Source organism: Azospirillum sp. B506 (genome assembly GCF_000333595.1).
In the GTDB taxonomy this organism is placed as follows: Bacteria; Pseudomonadota; Alphaproteobacteria; order Azospirillales; family Azospirillaceae; genus Azospirillum.
In genome coordinates, this window is sequence record NZ_BADK01000644.1 from 1 (window position 1) to 18,624 (window position 18,624).

The window sequence follows — 18,624 nt, forward strand, 5'->3', positions numbered from 1 at the left end:
CGTGGTCCAGCCCGTGCTGTTCGCCCTGCAGGTCGCGCTGGCCGCCCTCTGGCGCTCCTGGGGCATCGTGCCCGCCGCCGTGGTCGGCCATTCCATGGGCGAAACGGCAGCCGCCCATGTCGCCGGCGCGCTGTCGCTGGCGGCGGCGGTGCGGGTGATCTGCCGACGCTCCCGCCTGCTCGACCGGCTGCGCGGCCAGGGGGCGATGGCCCTGGTCGAACTGTCGCTGGCCGAGGCCCAGGCCCGGCTGGCCGACTGGCCGGGGGTCGAGGTGGCGGCCAGCAACGGGCCGCGGCTGACCGTGTTGTCCGGCGCCGCCGCCGCGGTCGCCGCGCTGGTCGCCGACCTGTCGGCGGCCGGGCTGTTCGCCCGGCTGGTGCCGGTGGCGGTGGCCTCGCACTCGGCCCAGGTCGATGGCATCCTGGATGAACTGGCGACGACGCTGGGGCCGCTGGACTCGCAGGCACCGCGCTGCACCCTGTGGTCGACGGTCAGCGGCCGGCCGGTGACCCGGGCCGCGGCACTGGAGGCGGACTACTGGTGCGCCAATCTGCGCCGGCCGGTGCTGCTGGCGCCGGTCGTGGCCGATCTCGCGGCCCAGGGCCACCGCGTGTTCATCGAGATCAGCCCGCATCCCGTGCTGGTGCCCGCCGTCCAGGAGACGGTGGGTGCCGCCGGGCTGGTGCTGGCCTCGATGCGGCGGGACGGCGGCGAGCGGGCAGGCCTGCTGCGGGCCGCAGGGCTGCTCTACAGCCAGGGCGCCGCGCTGAACTGGTCGGCGATCCAGCCGGCAGGGCGCTGTGTCACCCTCCCATCCTATCCCTGGCAGCGCGAACGATTCTGGCTCGACCTGCCAAAGCGGCGTGCGGTCCCGGCGGGTGGGCATCCGCTGCTGGGGGCGGCCGTGCCGTGGCCGGCCAATCCCGCAATCCGTGCCTGGGCGGCGGAACTGCGGCTGGACGATCTGGCTTACCTGCGCGACCACCGGGTCGGCGGCATGGCGCTGGTGCCAGCCGCGGCCTATGTCGAAATGGCATTGGCTGCAGCCCGCCAGATCGCCGGCCCCGGCCCGGTGGCGCTGGCCGACCTGCGGTTCGAGGCCCCGCTGTTCCTGGGCGAGGAAGACGGGGCGGCGGTGCAGGTGGTCGCCGACGGCGGGCGCAGTATCCGCATCTTCGGCCGGCCGGGCGGGCCGGAGGAGGCCGCGGATGCCCCATGGACAGAGCTGGCCGGCCTGGACATCGTCCCGGCCGGGCCGATGCCGGCGACCGTCGATCTCGCCGCCGTCACCGCCCGATGCCCGGACAGGCTGATCCCCGAAGCGGATTATCGGGTACTGGCCGAACGCGGCATCGATTTCGGGCCGGCCTTCCGCTGCCTGGGCGCCGGCCGGCGCGGCATGGGCGAGGCATTGGTTCCGCTGGCGGCAGATGCGGTGGTGACCGCGGCTCCCGCAGCCTACCATCTGCATCCCGTGATCCTCGATTTTGCCTTTCAATGCGTCGCCTCGGCCCTGCCGCCCGATCGGCGGCCGGATGGCATGTTCCTGCCCGTGGCCATCGGCAGGGTCGAACTATACGCTGCGACGGTTGGCGGCGTGGCCTGGGGCTACGCCCGCCTTGCCGAGACGCCGGCCGGCTTCATCCAGGGTGACGCCCTGCTGCTCGACCGCAATGGCAATCCGCTGGTCCGGGTGGACGGGCTGCGTCTGCGCTGTATCGAACCGGCCAGCCTGCCGCCCGGCGCCGGCGCCGATGTGCTGTTGAGCCTGACATGGCACAGACTGCCGGACGCCTCACTGCCGGCAACCGATGCGGGACCCTGGATCGTGGCGGCCCGGCAGGAGGCGGATGCAGAACCGCTGCTTGCCAGCCTTGCCCGGTCGGGTCAGCGGGGCATCCCGCTCGATCCCGGGGCGGACTTGGACGACATGCTGGCGCGCCTGAAGCCGGCCGGGATCATCCATGCCGTGGCACCGGCCGGGGCGGCTGCCGATCCGGCAACGGCAGGCGAGGTGCTGTGCAGCGATTTCCTGCGTCTGGTGCAGACCCTTGCCGGGTTGAACGAACCGCCGCGCCTATCGGTGGTCACCCGCCACGCCCAGGCGATCGGCGATGACGCGCCGGCCGTGGTCGATCCGGCCCAGGCGATGATCTGGGGCATGGCGCGTGTCGCCGCCAACGAGCATCCGGAACTGCTGCTCCGCCTTGTCGATACCGATGGGCCGGATGCCAGCGGGAATGACGATCCCACGGCAGCCGACAGGCTGCTTGCCTCCCTGCTGAGCGATGATGACGAGCGTCAGGTGATCATCCGGAACGGCGTGCGCCATGGCGCCCGGCTGGTCCGGCCTGATCGGGCCAACACCCCGCCCGCCCCCGGCCGGATCGGGGGCACGCATCTGATCACCGGCGGCCTGGGCGGGCTTGGGCTGGCACTGGCCCGGCATCTCGCCGACCAGGGGGCCTGCACGCTGGTGCTGGTCGGCCGGCGAGCACCGGGCGCGGTGGCATTGCAGGCTCTGGAACGGATCGAGGCATCCGGAACCAGGGTCGTGGTACGGCAGGCCGATGTCACCGATCCGGTGCAACTGGATGGGCTGCTGGCCGAAATCCGCGCTGGCTTGCCGCCGCTGCGCGGCGTCTATCATGCCGCCGCCGTCCTGGATGACGGATTGATGCTGCAGCAGACGGCCGACCGGCTGACCCCCGTGATCCGGACCAAGGCGCGGGCCGCGTGGCTGCTGCATGACCGTCTGGCCGGCGAGCCGCTCGACCGCTTCGTGCTGTTCTCATCGATGAGCGCGCTGTTCGGCATGCCGGCGCAGGCCGGTTACGCCGCTGCCAATGCCTTCCTGGACGGCCTCGCCCGGCTTCGGCGCGCCCGCGGCCTGCCGGCACTCAGCATCAACTGGGGTCCCTGGGCAACCACAGGGCTGGCGGCCAATGCGCGCACCGAAGGCATTCTGGACCGGCTTGGGCTGGCCGCGATCGATCCGGCATTGTGCCTGCATGCCTTCGACACGCTGGTGGCGCGGGATGTGCCGCAGGCCGGCATCGCCAGCGTCGATCCCGTCCGGTTGCGGGCCGGGCTGCCCCTGCTCGGCACCTCCCCGCTGCTGGCATCCCTCCTGCCCGCATCCCTGGCTGCCGGCAGCGATGCCGGACCGGCGCAAGGTTCGGACGAAACCGACCAACTGGCCCGCGCCATCCGATCGGCCGATGGAGGGCAAGCCAAAGCGGCGCTGGTGGAACGATATCTGCAAATCCGCCTGGCGCGGGCGCTCGGCCGGCCGGCGGAGGCGGTGGCGGTGGACCAACCGCTCAACCGCATGGGCCTTGATTCCCTGATGGCGCTGGAAATGCGCGGCGCCGTGCTCCGCCATCTCGGCATGACAATTTCCATCATCCGCCTGCTGCGCGGCCCGACATTGGCCGAACTCGCCCGGGAACTGGCCGAGGATGTGGGCGGCACGGCGGCCGATGAGGTTACGACAACGGAACCGCGCACTGCGGAGGCCGACAGCGATAACGGGGAGTGGGAAACACTCTGCCTTTAATTGATGGCAGACAGGTGCCCGCCGGGGTTGTTTCACCCTGGGTGCGTGGCTTGAATTCCGCAGCGTCAGGAGATATCGCACCGCCGTTACGCAGCAATCCGGTACTTGCCTGGTTTAACCGTACCCAAGATTTGGTGAGGCCGGATCTCCGTCAACAGTTTGTCCATTAGATCGGATCGCGTAAAATCGGAATCGATTTGAAGCGTGAATCCGATCGCCACACGTAAAGTACAGCGTCGTGCGTTTCATATTAAACGCACGACGCTGTAAGGCAGAGCAAAATCATCAGCAATCGGCTTTGACATTGATCCGCTCCCCGGCCACCGGACGACCCCATCGCTCATGGCGCTGTGTCCTGCACGGCGTCCAGGCACGCATCCCATGGCGCCGGGGTTGGAAACACCTCTTCAAGGAACGCAAGAAAGGCCCGGACATTCGGGCTGCCACGCCGACTTTCGGGCCATAGCGCTGTGACAGAAAAACGATCGACCGCAAAGGCGGTGAGGATGGGCACCAGCTGACCGCGGGCGACATAGGGAGCGGCAATGTAGGTCGGCGAGATGCCGATGCCGCCCCCAGCGGCCAGCGCTGCCGCGACGGCGTCGCTGACATCGATCACGATCCCCGGGGCAGGGGTGATTTCGACAATGCGGTCACCGATCTTGAAGGGCCACCGGAGCGGCTGGCCGGAGCTTTGATAGCGGAAGTTCACGCAGTCGTGCCCTGCCAGCTCGTCCGGATGTCGCGGCACACCACGCCGGGCGAGATAATCGGGTGATGCGAAGGCGCAGAGTCGATGAGGGGCGAGCCGACGTGAAATCAGACGTGAATCCGCGAGATCGCCGACCCGGATGGCGACGTCGATTCCCGTCTCGATGATGTCGAAGACCTGGTCTCCAAGCCGCAGGTCGATCGTCAGCTTGGGGTGACGCGCCTGAAAGCGCGGCAGCGCGGATGCCAGAATGTGCACGCCGATCGGGAGGGGAGCCGTGATTCTCAACGTGCCCGCCGGCTCGGCCCGGGCCGCCAACGCAGCCTGCTCGATGTCCTCGGCATAGTGCAGCAGGCGCAACGCACGCTCATGCAAGTCCCGTCCTTCGGCCGTCAGGGTCAGGGATCGCGTGGTGCGGGTGAACAGGGGCAGACCCAGCTGCTGCTCCAGCCGCTGAACGCTCTTGCTGACGGCCGATGGCGATACCGACAGCGTACGGGCCGCAGCCGTGTAGCTGCCCAACGACGCGGCGCGGGCGAAGGCGATGAGGCCGGTCAGCCTCTCCAGACCAATTTGTTCCTTCATGGCATGAGTAAAGCGAACAAAGGCCGGATTATCAACGGGAATTCCTTGGGCTACGGTCCTTTCAACAGCGCCGCCGGGGCGCTCGCCACACCGGAGCACAGCATGTCCCAAATATCTTCCGCCACCGCTCAATCCCTCGCTCACCCCCTGCCGTTCGGCCTTGCCGCTCTTCGCGATCGCACCATCGTCATCGTCGGCGGGACCTCCGGCATCGGCCTGTCCACTGCAATCCAGGCAAAAGCGGCCGGCGCCAAGGTGATCGTCGTCGGCGTCGACCGGGACCGCGCCGCCCAGGCGGCTGCCGAGCATGGGTTCGACGGCTGGCGTGCCGCGGACGTGACGAATGCTCAAGCCATCGAAGCGGCATTGGCCGACATTCCCCATGTCGACCATCTCGTGCTGCTGGCCGGCACCTTCGTGGCCGGCAAGGTCATGGATGCCGACGTCGCTTACCTGCGCCGGGCCTTCGAGGAACGCATCTGGGCGGCGGTGACGACGATCCGGGCGCTTGGCGAGCGTCTCGCCCCGGACGCCTCCATCACCCTGATTTCCGGCATGCTCGCCGACCGTCCGAACGCCTTCGGCACCGCCATCCTGGCCGCGGCATCGGCCGCAATGGAGGCTTTTGCCCGCGGGCTGGCGCTCGAACTGGCGCCGCGCCGCGTGAACACCCTGTCTCCCGGCACCACCGACACGCCGCTCCTGAACCGGACCCTCGGTGACGGGCGAGACGCCTATGTGGCGGGCCTGAAGGAGAAGCTGCCGCTTCGCCGCCTGGGAACGCCGGACGAGGTCGGCGCGGCGGTGGTCTTCCTGATGAGCAACGGCTTCATGAACGGCGAGACGCTGCACATCGACGGCGGCGCGCGCCTCGTCTGACCCTGCCCGCGACGGGGCGGCTTCCCTCAGTTGCAAAACGCCTGACACGCTTCCTACACACGGAGATGATCATGACACAGCCTCTTCTGGGCAAGGTCGCCCTCGTGACCGGTGGTTCGCGGGGCATCGGCGCCGCCATCGTCCGCCGGCTCGCCAGCGAAGGCGCGGACATCGTTTTCAGCTACGGCTCGTCGAAGGAGCAGGCCGAGCGGATGGTCGAGGATCTCGAAGCTTTGGGACGGCGAGCTGTCGCCATCAAGGCAGACCAGGCGGTCGGCCTGGAGGTCGAAGCCCTGGTGAAGGCAGCGCATAAGGCCTTCGACCGGCTCGACATCCTGGTGAACTCCGCCGGTGTTTTCATAACGGGAGTCGCCGGCGATCCAGCCGCAGACCTGGTGGCCTTCGACCGGCAGATGGACATCAACGTGAAGGCCGTCGTCAGTGCCGTCCGGACGGCCATTCCACTGCTCAGCGACGGCGGCCGCATCGTGTCCATCGGCACGGCCGGCGCCAGCCATCGCGCCGCCTTTCCCGGGATCGCGGACTATGTCGCCTCCAAGGCGGCGGTCGCCGCCTACAGCCGTGGCTGGGCGCGTGACATGGGCGCCCGCCGGATCACCGTGAACGTCATCCAGCCCGGCCCCATCAACACCGACATGGCCCCCAAGGAAGGGGCGGTCGCGGACCTGTTGAAAAGCATGTCGGCGCTCGGCCGCTACGGCGAGCCGGAGGAGGTCGCCGCTGCAGTTGCCTTCCTTGTCGGTCCGGAGGCCGGCTACATCACCGGCGCAGCGCTGACCGTCGATGGTGGCCTGTCTCTGTGATCCAAGCCGGTCGCCAGCCCCCAAGGCAAAGGGACCTTGCCCCCGGCGCTGTGCCGGACCTCCTTTGCAGACACCATCGGTCTGGGGGTAAGCCGAAAGCCGCATCGGGCAAAGACGTGAGATCGGATCGCGAGATTCCGATGGACGATGACAAATTTTTAATCTTAAAGTTATGCGCGATGTCAGCGTCCATCGTCTCAACCGCCATGCGCACATGCCCATCGAGCGGTTCATCCGTGTTTGTCATGATCTGAACAAGCATCTTGTTCTGAAAGTCTGGCGCACTTCTTCTGCAAACAAAATGCCCTTTCAACAAATAGGCGGACGGATCGCCAAGATTTGTCTCGGGAGTTCGGTTAGGGAACAAATTGCGGTTCTTGCGGGCCTGAAGCCTCGCTGGACGGAACGGAACAAGCAAACAGAACACGTCCAACTGGAAAGGATCCATGATGATGAACGTCATCACCACCAAGGACGGAACGACGGTTATGGACCGCGATTGGGGAAAGGGACGTCCAATTCTGTTCCACCACGGTCGATTGCTGCCATTGCGATCCCAGGATCGGCCTCCCAGTGAGTGGAGCAATTCCATGATTGCAACAGCGGCTGCCAATGCTGCTCCGGTCGGGCCACGGGCGGCCGGTATCGCCAGACTGCTTCCAACCATCCTTGCGACCGCCTGCCTCTGGCTGGCCGGCGCAAATGCCGGGGAGCCGAGCCCGGCCCGTGCCCAGGCCGCCGGGGCTGGTGCACCGCCGGTGACGGTCAGCCGGCCGCTGCGCAAGGATATCGTCGAGTGGGATGAATTCACCGGTCAGTTCCAGGCCGTGGACTCCGTGGCGATCCGCGCCCGGGTCAGCGGCTATCTCGATTCCGTCAATTTCCGTGACGGCCAGATGGTCAAGGCCGGCGACCTGCTGTTCGTCATCGACCCTCGCCCCTTCGAGGCGACGCTCGCCTCGGTCCGGGCCGAATTGCAGCAGGCCGAAGCCAAGCTGGACCTGTCGAACCGCCAACTGGCCCGTGCGGCCGAACTGCGGCGCAGCGACAATGTCGCCGCCAGCGTCTTCGATGAGCGGAACCAGCAGGTCCGCGTCGATGCCGCCGGGGTCGAGGTCGCCAAGGCCGCCGTCCGCACCGCCGAACTGAATCTCAGCTTTACCCGCATCCTGGCACCGCTTGCCGGCCGCATCAGCCGGCGCGAGGTCAGCGTGGGCAATCTGATCGCCGGCGGCGAAGCCGGGGCGGCAACGCCGCTGACCACCATCGTTTCCCTCGACCCGATCTACTTCACCTTCGACATGAGCGAGGCCGACTTCCTCGCCTATGTCCGTGCCGCCCAGAATGGGACCTTGCGGTCGCAGCGTGACGGTGGCATCGGCGTCGAGGCCCGCCTGTTCGATGAGCGCGACTGGACGCTGAAGGGCACGCTCGATTTCGTCGACAATCAGGTGAATGCCGGGTCCGGCACCATCCGGGCGCGCGCCGTCTTCCGCAACCCCAACGCTGTCCTGACGCCCGGCCAGTTCGGGCGGCTGCGCCTGCCGGGGTCCGACCGCTATACCGCGACCCTGATCCCGGACCAGGCGGTGGTCAGCGACCAGGCCAACAAGATCGTGCTGACGGTCTCCGACGATGGCACCGTGGTGCCCAAGCCGGTGCGGCTCGGCCCGATGGAGAACGGTCTGCGCATCGTCCGGTCTGGACTGGCGGACACCGACCGGGTGATCATCAACGGGCTGGTCCGCGCCCGGCCCGGCGCCAAGGTGACGCCGCAGGAAGGATCGATCGAGCCGCCAAGAACCGAACCGCCGAAACCGTCGGCCGGGTGAGGGGCGACCGTCATGAACATCTCGCACTTCTTCATCAACCGGCCGATCTTCGCGGCCGTCCTGTCCATCGTCATCACGCTCATCGGCATCTTCGCCTACCTGACCCTGCCCGTCGCGCAGTATCCCGAGATCGCACCGCCGACCATCGTGGTGAACACGACATATCCCGGCGCCTCGGCACAGGTCGTCGCCGACACCGTTTCCGCTCCGATGGAGCAGGAGATCAACGGCGTCGAGAACATGCTCTACATGACCTCGCAGGCGACCAGCGATGGCCGTCTGCAATTGACCATCACCTTCAAGCTCGGCACCAATCTCGACACCGCCCAGGTGCTGGTGCAGAACCGTCTTGCCGTCGCCGAACCGCGGCTGCCGGAAGAGGTGCGGCGCATCGGCGTGACCGTGCGCAAGAATTCGCCCGACATGCTGATGGTGATCCACCTGAACTCGCCGGGCGGGGAGCGCGACCAGCTCTACATGTCGAACTATGCACTGCTGCAGATCAAGGACGTGCTGGCACGCCTGGACGGCGTCGGCGATGTGCAGGTGTTCGGTGCCCGCGATTATGCCATGCGCGTCTGGCTCGACCCTGACAAGGTGGCGGCCCGTGGGCTGACCGCGGGAGACGTCGTCCGCGCCATCCAGGCGCAGAATGTCCAGGTCTCGGGCGGTGTCATCAACCAGCCGCCGGTTCCGACCCCCGGCGCGTTCCAGCTGAATGTGGAAACGCTGGGCCGCCTCACCGATGCGCGCGAGTTCGGCAACATCATCGTGAAGACCGACGGCGCCGCCGTCACCCGCCTGCGCGACGTGGCCCGCATCGAGCTTGGCGCCCAGGACTATAATTTGAACGCCTATCTCGACCGCCAGTCCGCCGTACCGCTGGTGGTCTTCCAACGGCCCGGCTCCAACGCCCTGGAGACCGCCAACCGCATCCTGGCGACGATGGCGGACCTCTCCAAGGGCTTCCCCGCCGGCATGCGCTACGATGTCGTCTACAACCCCACGGAGTTCATCGCCCAGTCGGTCGAGGAGGTCTACAAGACGATCTACGAGGCCGTCATTCTCGTCGTCGTCGTCGTCATCCTGTTCCTGCAGTCCTGGCGCGCCTCCATTGTTCCAATTCTGGCCATTCCGGTGTCGCTGGTCGGCACCTTCGCCGTGCTGGCGGCGCTGGGCTATTCGCTGAACACGCTGTCGCTGTTCGGTCTGGTGCTGGCGATCGGCATCGTGGTCGATGACGCCATCGTCGTGGTGGAGAATGTCGAGCGCTTCATCAGCCGCGGCATGAAGCCCAAGGATGCCGCGCACGAGACGATGAACGAGGTTGGCGGGGCGCTGATCGCCATCGCCCTGGTCCTGACCGCGGTGTTCGTTCCCGCCGCCCTGGTCAGCGGCATTTCCGGCCAGTTCTTCCGGCAGTTCGCGGTGACCATCGCCAGCGCCACGGTGATCTCCTGCCTGGTGTCGTTGACGCTCAGCCCGGCGCTCTGTGCCCTGCTGTTCAAGCCCCACCAGGAGCACCCGCCCAAGCCCTCGCTGCCGATGCGGCCGGTCGCCGCCTTCTTCCGTGGTTTCAACGCCGGGTTCGGGCGGCTGTCCAACGGCTATGCCGGACTGACGCGGCGGCTGGTGCGGCTACCCTTCATCGTCCTGCCGATCTATCTGCTGCTGCTCGGCCTGACCGGCTGGCAGTTCAACCGGGCACCGACCGGCTTCATCCCCAACCAGGACCAGGGTTACCTGATCACCGTGGTGCAGCTGCCGCCGGGCTCCTCGCTCGCCCGGACCGACGAGGTGGTGCGCAAGTCGGTGGAGGTGCTGCTGAAGACGCCCGGGGTCATCCATGCCGTCCCCTTCGCCGGCTTCGACGGTGCCACCTTCACCAACGCGCCGAACGCCGGGGCGATCTTCGTGACCCTCGCCCCTTTCGAGGATCGCATCAGGGACGGTCATTCCGCCGACGCGGTCCTGGCCGATCTGAGGAAACGGCTGGCCTCCATCGAGGACGCCTTCATCATCACCATCCCGCCACCGCCGGTCCGCGGCATCGGCAATGCCGGCGGCTTCAAGATGATGGTGGAGGACAAGCGGGGCCGCGGCCTGCCGGCGCTCGATGCGGCGGTGACCGAGCTGTCCGCCGCGGCCAACAAGATCCCGGGGCTGGTCGGCGTGTTCACGCTGTTCAACACCAAGACCCCCAAGATCTACGCCGATATCGACCGCCAGAGGGCGGAGATGCTGGGGGTGACCGCCGATCAGGTGTTCGAGGCGTTGCAGATCTATGTCGGCTCGGCCTTTGTGAACGAGTTCAACCTGCTGGGCCGCACCTATCGGGTCACCGCGCAGGCCGATGGCCGTTTCCGGCAGGATCCGCGCGACATCGCCAACCTGAAGACCCGCAACGAGCGCGGCGAGATGGTTCCCATCGGTGCGGTGGCGGCATTGACCGACATCACCGGTCCCTACCGCGCCGCCCGCTACAACCTCTATCCGGCTGCGGAGTTGCAGGGCAACACGCTGCCCGGTTTCTCCACCGGCTACGCCCTGGCCGCCATGGAGAAGGCGGCCGCCGAGCTGCTGCCGGACGGCTTCGGTTTCGAGTGGACGGAGTTGGCCTATCAGGAGAAGGCCGCGGGAAACAGCGGCTTGATGGTCTTCGGGCTGTCGGTTCTGTTCGTCTTCCTGGTGCTTGCCGCCCAGTATGAGAGCTGGACCATGCCGCTGTCGGTCATCCTGATCGTGCCCATGTGCCTGCTGGCGGCGGTGACCGGTTTGATGTTGCGCGGCATGGCCGTCGATATCCTGGCCCAGGTCGGCTTCGTCGTCCTGGTCGGTCTTGCCGCCAAGAACGCCATCCTCATCGTCGAATTCGCCCGCCAGAACGAGCTATTCGAAGGGAAGAACCGCTTCGAGGCGGCGGTGGAGGCGGCACGCACGCGGCTTCGCCCGATCCTGATGACCTCCCTCGCCTTCATTCTCGGCGTCGTGCCGTTGATGATCGCGCAGGGAGCCGGATCGGAGATGCGACAGACCCTGGGAACGGCAGTGTTCATGGGAATGTTGGGGGTGACCATCTTCGGCCTGATCTTCACCCCGGTGTTCTACACGGTCGTCCGCCGTCTCTTCAGTCGACCGCTGGCGGTCAACCGGCACCCCGTCGCAGCCGAAGAGGTCGGTATGAAGGCGCGGCATCAGCCCGGAGAGTGATGGCGTATCCGGGCAAGGCGGGGCCGTTCAATTTCGCCGCCATCGTCTCGATGGTGGCCGGCAAAATCTATGCGGCCTCCCATCCCGACTTCACCATGGCAATCTTCCGCTCGGACAGTTCGCCCGGCAGTGTCACGAGCCGCAGGGCTTCGCATTCAGGCGTCTCGACCGGTGCGGGCTGTGTGTCGCGGAACTTGTGAAGTGGACCCCATTTCCCGGACAGTCGGCTAAGCTTGGTTCGCCCAGGAAGAAGGACGGACCCGATGACGGGGAAACGGAAGCGATATTCGGCAGAGTTCGAGGCGAAGGTGGCGCTGGAGGCGATCCGGGGCGAGCTGCCAGTGTCGCAGCTCGATCAGCCTGTCCAGCTACTACGGACCGGCCACAAGCGAGCCTGCCGCGAACCTGGAGTTGATGCGGCTGATCGACGAGCAGTTCGTGGAAACGCCCTGGTACGGCAGCCGGCAGATGACCCGGCATCTGCGCCGTCATGGCCATGAGGTCAACCGCAAGCGGGTTCGCCGCCTGACGGCGCGGATGGGGTTGCAGGCGGTTTACCAGCGCCCGAAGACGACCGTGCCGCATCCCGAGCACAAGATCTGGCCATACTTGCTGCGTGACATGACCATCGACCGACCCAACCAGGTCTGGTGCGCTGACATCACGTACATTCCCATGCGCCGCGGCTTTCTGTACTTGGTGGCGGTGATGGACTGGGCGACACGCAAGGTCCTGAGCTGGCGGCTGTCGAACACCATGGACGTCGAGTTCTGCATCGAGGTCGTGGAGGAGGCTATGGCACGCTACGGCCGGCCGGGCATCTTCAACACCGATCAGGGCAGCCAGTTCACCAGCCCGCGCTTCACCGGCCTCTAGACCGCGGCCGGCATTCGGGTGTCGATGGACGGGCGCGGCCGCTGGATCGGTTATTACAACGCCGAACGCCCGCACCGGCGCTCGGCGGCAGAACCCCGGCAGAGGTCTACGAGGTCTCTCCGGACCGAATCAGAATGGCGGCATAACACGAACCGGAACCAAGCTTATTCTAGCCGCCAAACTGTCCGGGAAACGGGGTCCACTTCAATCATCAGGCGGTTCCCGGCTCCACGGCCCGGTCCGTCAGGGCGTGTCGTATGGCAGTCAGCAGAGGCTCCGGGCTCAGTGGCTTGTGCAGCAACAGGAAGCCGCTGGCGCTCGCCTCCCGGATGCGCGCGGGCGAGGTGTCTCCGGTCAGAAGGATTCCGGGCAGCCGGGCGGCGAAATGCCGCTCAAGCCGGTGGATTGCGTCCGATCCGGTTTCCGTGCCCTTCAGCCGGAAATCGGCGATGACCAAATCCGGCACCCCGTTCCCCAACCGCTCCACCGCCGTGTTGCCATCGGATGCCGCCACCACATCGTAGCCCAATTCATGGAGGAAGGCGGCGACCCCGTCGAGAACGGTCGGGTCGTCGTCGATCACCACCACCCGCTCGCCGTTGCCGCCGTCGGATACGGCCATCTCCTCGTCCTTCGGAAGGGAATCGTCCGGACTTGCCAACGGAACCAGGATCTCGAACATCGATCCCTGCCCTGGCGCCGATTTGACCCGTATCGGGTGATGGAGCAGCGCGGCGAGGCGTTCCACGATGGATAGCCCCAGCCCCAGCCCCTGCCGCCGGTCACGCTCCGGATTGTCGACCTGATGGAACTCCTCGAAGATCGATGCCAACTGGTTCGGCGGAATGCCGCGCCCGGTGTCCCAGACCTGGATGCGCAGGTTCAGCCCGGCACGGCGGCAACCCACCAGGATGCGACCCTGGTCGGTGTATTTGATCGCGTTGGCAATGAAGTTCCGCAGGATGCGCTCCAGCAGCTTGGGGTCGCTCCGCACCGACAGGCTGGTCCGAACGCTGTGCAATGTCAGTTCGGCAGCCTCGGCCAACGGCGATAGCTCGGCGCACAGCGCATCGATCACCGTCTGAACCGGACATGGCCGGAGCGTCACCTGGATGATGCCGGCGTCGAGACGCGACACATCCAGGATGTCGTCGAGCATGGCGGTCATGGCGCCCAGCGCGTTGCCCATGCTGACCAGCAGCTTTGCCGCCGCATCGCCCTGCGGCTGCATCGCCACCAGATGATGGAACATCAGCAGGGCCTGGACCGGCTGACGCAGGTCGTGGCTGGCAGCGGCGAGAAATCGGGTTTTGCTGGCGCTTGCCAGTTCGGCGGCAGCCTTGGCGGCGGCGAGGGCTTCGCGCACGCGCACCTGCTCAGTGACGTCTTCCATCGCCAACAGGATCAGCCCTCCCGCCTGATTGAGCCGGCGGGCGTTCAGCAGCAGGGTGCGGCGCTCCTCGACGCCGTGGTCGCCGACACCCTGACCGATGGTCAGTTCCAGCGCATCGACGACCGTGCCATCGGGGATGATCCGTTCCCAGTGCCAGCGCAGTTCGGGATCGGCCAGCAGAACGCCGGCCGTCTCGGCCAGTTGGATGCCGAGCACGGCGTCCGGCGTGGTGGCGAAGGATCGGGGAAAGGCCGCACTCGCGCCGACCACCCGAAGCATCTCGTCCAGCACCAGCAGCGGTTCGCGGACCGTGTCGACGATGGCCTGGGCGAAATCGCGCTCGGCCCGCGCCGTGCGCAGCACCCCCGCCCGTTCGATGACCAGCCCCAGCACGCTGGCGATGGCCTGGACGAATTCCAGGTCGGCATCGCTGAACCGTCCGGCCTTGTGGCTCAGAACCGCGAGAACGGATGGTCCGCGTGCCGCGCCACCGAAGGGAACCGACAGACCGCTGACGAAGTGGCTGCCCGATAACGCCATGACGGAGCGGACACGTTGATCGGTGGCGAAATCCTCGACGATCGACGGCTGCCGGGACCGGAACACCCGCCCGACCAGTGTCGACATGTCGCTGGGGATCTGGACGGCAGGCTCCTGTGGAACGGAGAGGCCGGCACTGCCGAGCAGAACCAGATCGTCAGCGTCCCCGGTGCGCAGGCCCGTTGGATCCTCGCTGGGACCAAGGATGGCAACGCCGTCCGCTCCCAGACCTTCGGCAATCAGACGGGCTGCTTCGGCCAGTGTCTCCGACCCTTCCGCTCCGATGAGGTCCTTGCGTCCGAGATCGGCGATCAGCTTGTACTGGCGGGCCTGCAGAGCCAGGGCCAGGCTGGTGCGCTTCAGCGGCGTCACGTCGCTGAAGGTGATCACGACCCCCTCCCCCCGGCCTTGCTGCGTCCGGTAGGGCTGGATGCGGCGAAGGAAGGTCGCATCGTCGTCCGTCGACACTTCGCGTTCCAACGGCATCAGGGATGACAGCACCGACCGGATGTCGGGCAGCAGGCAAGGATCGGAAAAATGTCGGGCGATGTCGGTGACCAGGCGTCCGGCGTCCTGCGGCAGCAGAGCGAACAGCCGGGTCGCCGACGGCGTGAAACGCTTGATCCGCAGGTCTGACGACAGGAAGACCGTGGCGATGTCGGTGCTGCTCAGCAGATTGCTCAGATCGTTGGTGGTCGCCTCCAGCTCGTCGACCTTTTCATGCAGCTGGGAGTTCAGCGTGCTGAGTTCCTCGTTGAGGGATTGAAGCTCTTCCTTGGATGTCTCCAGCTCCTCCGTGGTCGACTGGTACTCCTCGCCGATCGACAGGATCTCCTCGTTGGCGACCCGCAGCGCCTCGCTGGTGGCACTGAGTTCTTCGATGGTGTCGTTCAACTCCTCACGGGTCATGCGCAGCTCGTTTTCGAGCTGTTCGACGCCGTCAATTTCCATCGGCAGCGGCGCGGTCTCGGCGACCGGCGTGCTTGGTGCAACGTGGTCCGCCGTGAATGTCACCAGAAGCAAGTCATTGCCGGCCCGGGGGAAACGCACCGGGATAACCAGAATGGTCACCGGCACCACAATGCCGTGACGCTTGTGCCGGATTCCGGAGATTTGAACCCGGCCATGCAAGGAGCGCGCCTGTGCGACGGCGCGGCGGAGCTGCAGGCGCAATTCCCCGCGTGCCATCGCCGTCAGATCCCAGGGCGGTTCTCCCGTCGGCAGGTCGAGGAAATCGCCGGTCGGACCGAAGAGATACTGGATGCGATGCGTCCCGTCGATCAGAACTGCCGCCGGCGCGTATTCAAGCAGCAGGGCCTGTCGGATGATGTCCGCTGGGCTGGTGCCGCGCAAGGGTGTGGGCAGTGTCGGCACCGGGACCGCGGACCGCCCGCCCGTCGGCAGGACCGCCATCGCACTGCTGCGCGTCGCACCGATCTTCCGGTAAAGGCGCCATTTTTTTGAAAGAGGTGCGAACAGGTTGGAGAGCGTGTCAAGGTTCTCCGCCGTCCCGAGGAACAGGCCGCCATTGTCCAACAAGGCGAAATGGAACAGGGCGAAGATGGCCTTCTGCACGTCCGGCTCGATATAGATCAGCATGTTGCGGCAACTGATCAGATCGAGCTTGGAAAAAGGCGGATCGCTGAGCAGATCGTGCTGGGCGAAGGAAACCACATCGCGCAACGGCTTGGCGACCTTGTAACCGCCCTCGACCTTGATGAAGAAGTGGGCGAGCCGTTCGACCGACACGTCGACCGTGATGGTTTCGGGATACAGACCGGTGCGGGCGACGGTCAGCGCCCGATTGTCCACGTCGGTTGCGAAGACCCGGAAGCCGGGGGATACGCCGCTCCGTGCGCAGGCCTCCATCAACAGGATTGCGATGGAGTAAGCCTCTTCCCCGGTGGCGCAGGCCGGGACCCAGACGCGGATCGGCTTGTCCGCCGGCTGGTTCCGCACCAGCGGGACGACATACTCTCCGGCCAGGATGTCGAACGCCGGACCATCGCGGAAAAAGCGCGTCACGCTGATCAGGATGTCGCGGGACAGCAGTTCGATTTCGGCCGGGTGGGTGCCCAGAAAGGCCCGGTATTCCGTCATATCGGCGATATGGTGAATCCCCATCCGCCGCTCGACGCGGCGGGTCAGCGACCGCGGCTTGTAAGCCCTGTGATCGCGCTTGGTGTGCGCACTCAGCAGATCGAGAATGTCGTCCAGTGCGCCGTCCGGCGCATCGGCCTTCTGAACCGTTGGCGGCCCGATATAGGGTTGGTGGACGAAATCGACGATGACACCAGGCATGCGCTCCGGCGGCAGGATATAGTCGGCCATGCCGGTGGCGATGGCGCTGCCCGGCATGCCGTCGAAGTCGGCGGTCGTCGGATCCTGCACGACCACAAGTCCACCGCATTCCTTGATCGAACGCAGTCCATTGGTGCCGTCGGCGCCGGTACCGGACAGCACGACGCAAATCGCCTTCTCCTGCTGGTCGGTCGCCAGTGTGCGGAAGAAGATGTCGATGGGCAGCGTCGCGTCGACAGACTGCTGCGATTCCCGGATGCGCAGTTGGCCGGCCTCCATGGTCGGCAACCGACCCGCCGGAGCGATATAGATGTGATCGGCCTCCAGCGGAATCCCGTCATGGGCCGTAAGGACCGGCAGCACCGTCACATTTTTCAACAGGTCGGCAAGCAATCGTTCATTGTTCGGAATCCGGTGCTGAATCACCACAAAGGTCAAGCCGCTGTCAGCCGGTATCGCTCTGAGCAGGGCCGTGATGGCTTTGAGGCCACCAGCCGAGGCACCGATACCGACGATCGCCAAGGGGCCGGGCCGTATGCGCCGCTGTTCATCCTGATCCATATTGGGAATGTCCTGACAATGACGATCCGTGCCTTCACCCGCCGACATCATGATCGGCTTTCCGCCAATACGACGATCCGAGCCGGAGAAAATTCTTAGCCAAGTCTCGCCCCGCCGGGTTTCATGGCAGGAGAGCATGGCGCTAACGTGTAGATGCTAAACAATTAGAGCACATATAAATTTAGCGCACGCTCTCTCAGGCAGACAAAAGTTAAATTAATTACCTCCACAACTCTGCGGCAACTTCGGGAAAATCATGAAATAATTACAAAATTAGTGCGAAAGTTATGATCTGTCAATCGATAATTTTTATAGCTTCTTTATTTCCTATCTGTGTGGGGTTTCGCAAAAATAGATGCGTTATCCTGCACTGGAACACCACTCGGAACAGGAAAATATTGATTGCGCATCGACGCGATGCAGTGAATATGTGGCTCAGCCACAGCTTCTATAACAACAGATTGACAGAACCTTTGCCTGGACCAACGGGATAACCGGCTGATTTGTCCGGCTGCAGCCAACCGCTTCGCAATGGGCCGGAGGGCGCCAAGTCCCTTGCGGTGAGTGTCACGTCGCCGGCTTCACGCTTCCGTCCATGGCCGGCACGGCGGCCATCCCATCATGCCGTCAGAGAAAGTCCGGTCACTCTGCATCCGCAAAGCCGTTGTTGAGGCCCCAGAGGGCGGCCTGCGTGCGGTTCGAGACGTCGATCTTGCGCAGCAAACTCTTGAGGTGAAGCTTGACGGTCGCCTCGGTGATCCGGAGATGGTTGGCGATTTTCTTGTTGGAACTGCCATTCTGCAGGCAGCGCAGAACCTCCGCCTCGCGCTTGGAAACACCTTTGTGCGGTACCGCCAGATCGGCGGCGCCGTTCAGGCGACTGTCGATCAGCAGTGCGGCCAAGGCGCTGGGGAAGACCGTTTCGCCGATCATGACAAGCCGCAACGATTGCGCCAGCGCCTCCATGGACATGTCCTTCATCAAGAATCCGTCCGCACCGGCCTGGATGGCCTTCGTCATGATTTCCGTGTCCAGCATGCTGGTAAGCACCACCACATGCGTGTCCGGACAGGCCACCTTCAGTGCCCGGATAAGATCCGTGAAGTCGCCGATGCCGACGGGATCGATCAAAATGACCTGTGATGCGTCGCCTTCCTGGACGATCTGGAGTGCCGCCTTGAGAGACGATGCCTCTTTGGCGACGTGAAAGCCCTGCTCCTCGAACATGGCTTTCAATCCTTGGCGAAAAAGATTGTTCGCGTCTATCATGGATATGGAAACAAGAGACATTACCAGATACTCCGGCTTTCCAGAATAAGCTGGCAGTCTTGCGCTCAAAATATTGGAATGGC

General features: G+C 65.5%; 9 protein-coding genes and 1 pseudogene. 7 read left to right on the forward strand and 3 right to left on the reverse strand.

The window, feature by feature from the left end:
* Positions 1-3,559 (forward strand): SDR family NAD(P)-dependent oxidoreductase (locus I71_RS19060; RefSeq protein WP_042696543.1); only part of this gene is annotated, 3,559 nt, incomplete at its 5' end.
* A 340-nt stretch (positions 3,560-3,899) separates the two neighbouring features.
* Here I71_RS19060 and I71_RS19065 read toward each other — a convergent pair.
* Entirely contained in the window at positions 3,900-4,856 is a 957-nt protein-coding gene (locus I71_RS19065; RefSeq protein ID WP_042696545.1) for a LysR family transcriptional regulator, read from the reverse strand.
* A gap of 102 nt (positions 4,857-4,958) precedes the next feature.
* Here I71_RS19065 and I71_RS19070 point away from each other — a divergent pair, with 102 nt between their 5' ends.
* The 6 genes and pseudogenes from I71_RS19070 (at position 4,959) to I71_RS19095 (ending at position 12,623) form a co-directional block, all read left to right on the forward strand.
* Positions 4,959-5,735 (forward strand): SDR family oxidoreductase, encoded by a 777-nt coding sequence (locus I71_RS19070; protein WP_083897257.1) that lies wholly within the window; start codon positions 4,959-4,961, stop codon positions 5,733-5,735.
* Between the two features lie 71 nt (positions 5,736-5,806).
* Positions 5,807-6,559, forward strand: coding sequence for an SDR family NAD(P)-dependent oxidoreductase (locus I71_RS19075; RefSeq protein ID WP_042696554.1), 753 nt, complete (start codon positions 5,807-5,809; stop codon positions 6,557-6,559).
* Between the two features lie 590 nt (positions 6,560-7,149).
* Positions 7,150-8,391, forward strand: a complete 1,242-nt coding sequence (locus I71_RS19080; RefSeq protein ID WP_049976194.1) for an efflux RND transporter periplasmic adaptor subunit — start codon at positions 7,150-7,152, stop codon at positions 8,389-8,391.
* Positions 8,392-8,403: 12 nt separating this feature from the next.
* Positions 8,404-11,601: an efflux RND transporter permease subunit gene (locus tag I71_RS19085; protein WP_083897254.1), complete on the forward strand. Its 3,198-nt coding sequence runs from the start codon at positions 8,404-8,406 to the stop codon at positions 11,599-11,601.
* Positions 11,601-11,801: a hypothetical protein gene (locus tag I71_RS19090; protein WP_042696547.1), complete on the forward strand. Its 201-nt coding sequence runs from the start codon at positions 11,601-11,603 to the stop codon at positions 11,799-11,801. The genes I71_RS19085 and I71_RS19090 overlap by 1 nt, the downstream gene beginning before the upstream one ends.
* A gap of 63 nt (positions 11,802-11,864) precedes the next feature.
* Positions 11,865-12,623 (forward strand): annotated as a pseudogene (locus I71_RS19095) (IS3 family transposase).
* 65 nt (positions 12,624-12,688) lie between these two features.
* On the opposite strand, the gene I71_RS35085 reads toward I71_RS19095, so the two are convergent.
* Positions 12,689-17,323, reverse strand: a complete 4,635-nt coding sequence (locus I71_RS35085) for a chemotaxis protein CheB (protein ID WP_083897255.1) — start codon at positions 17,321-17,323, stop codon at positions 12,689-12,691.
* Between the two features lie 591 nt (positions 17,324-17,914).
* The coding region (locus tag I71_RS19105; protein WP_307189011.1) for a response regulator transcription factor at positions 17,915-18,624 on the reverse strand (710 nt) is incomplete at its 5' end.

Coding starts and splice junctions, on each gene's coding strand:
- I71_RS19070 (WP_083897257.1), top strand. CDS start 4,959: ATGTCCCAAATATCTTCCGCCACCGCTCAATCCCTCGCTCACCCCCTG.
- I71_RS19090 (WP_042696547.1), top strand. CDS start 11,601: ATGGCGTATCCGGGCAAGGCGGGGCCGTTCAATTTCGCCGCCATCGTC.
- I71_RS19085 (WP_083897254.1), top strand. CDS start 8,404: ATGAACATCTCGCACTTCTTCATCAACCGGCCGATCTTCGCGGCCGTC.
- I71_RS35085 (WP_083897255.1), bottom strand. CDS start 17,323: ATGATGTCGGCGGGTGAAGGCACGGATCGTCATTGTCAGGACATTCCC.
- I71_RS19075 (WP_042696554.1), top strand. CDS start 5,807: ATGACACAGCCTCTTCTGGGCAAGGTCGCCCTCGTGACCGGTGGTTCG.
- I71_RS19065 (WP_042696545.1), bottom strand. CDS start 4,856: ATGAAGGAACAAATTGGTCTGGAGAGGCTGACCGGCCTCATCGCCTTC.
- I71_RS19080 (WP_049976194.1), top strand. CDS start 7,150: ATGATTGCAACAGCGGCTGCCAATGCTGCTCCGGTCGGGCCACGGGCG.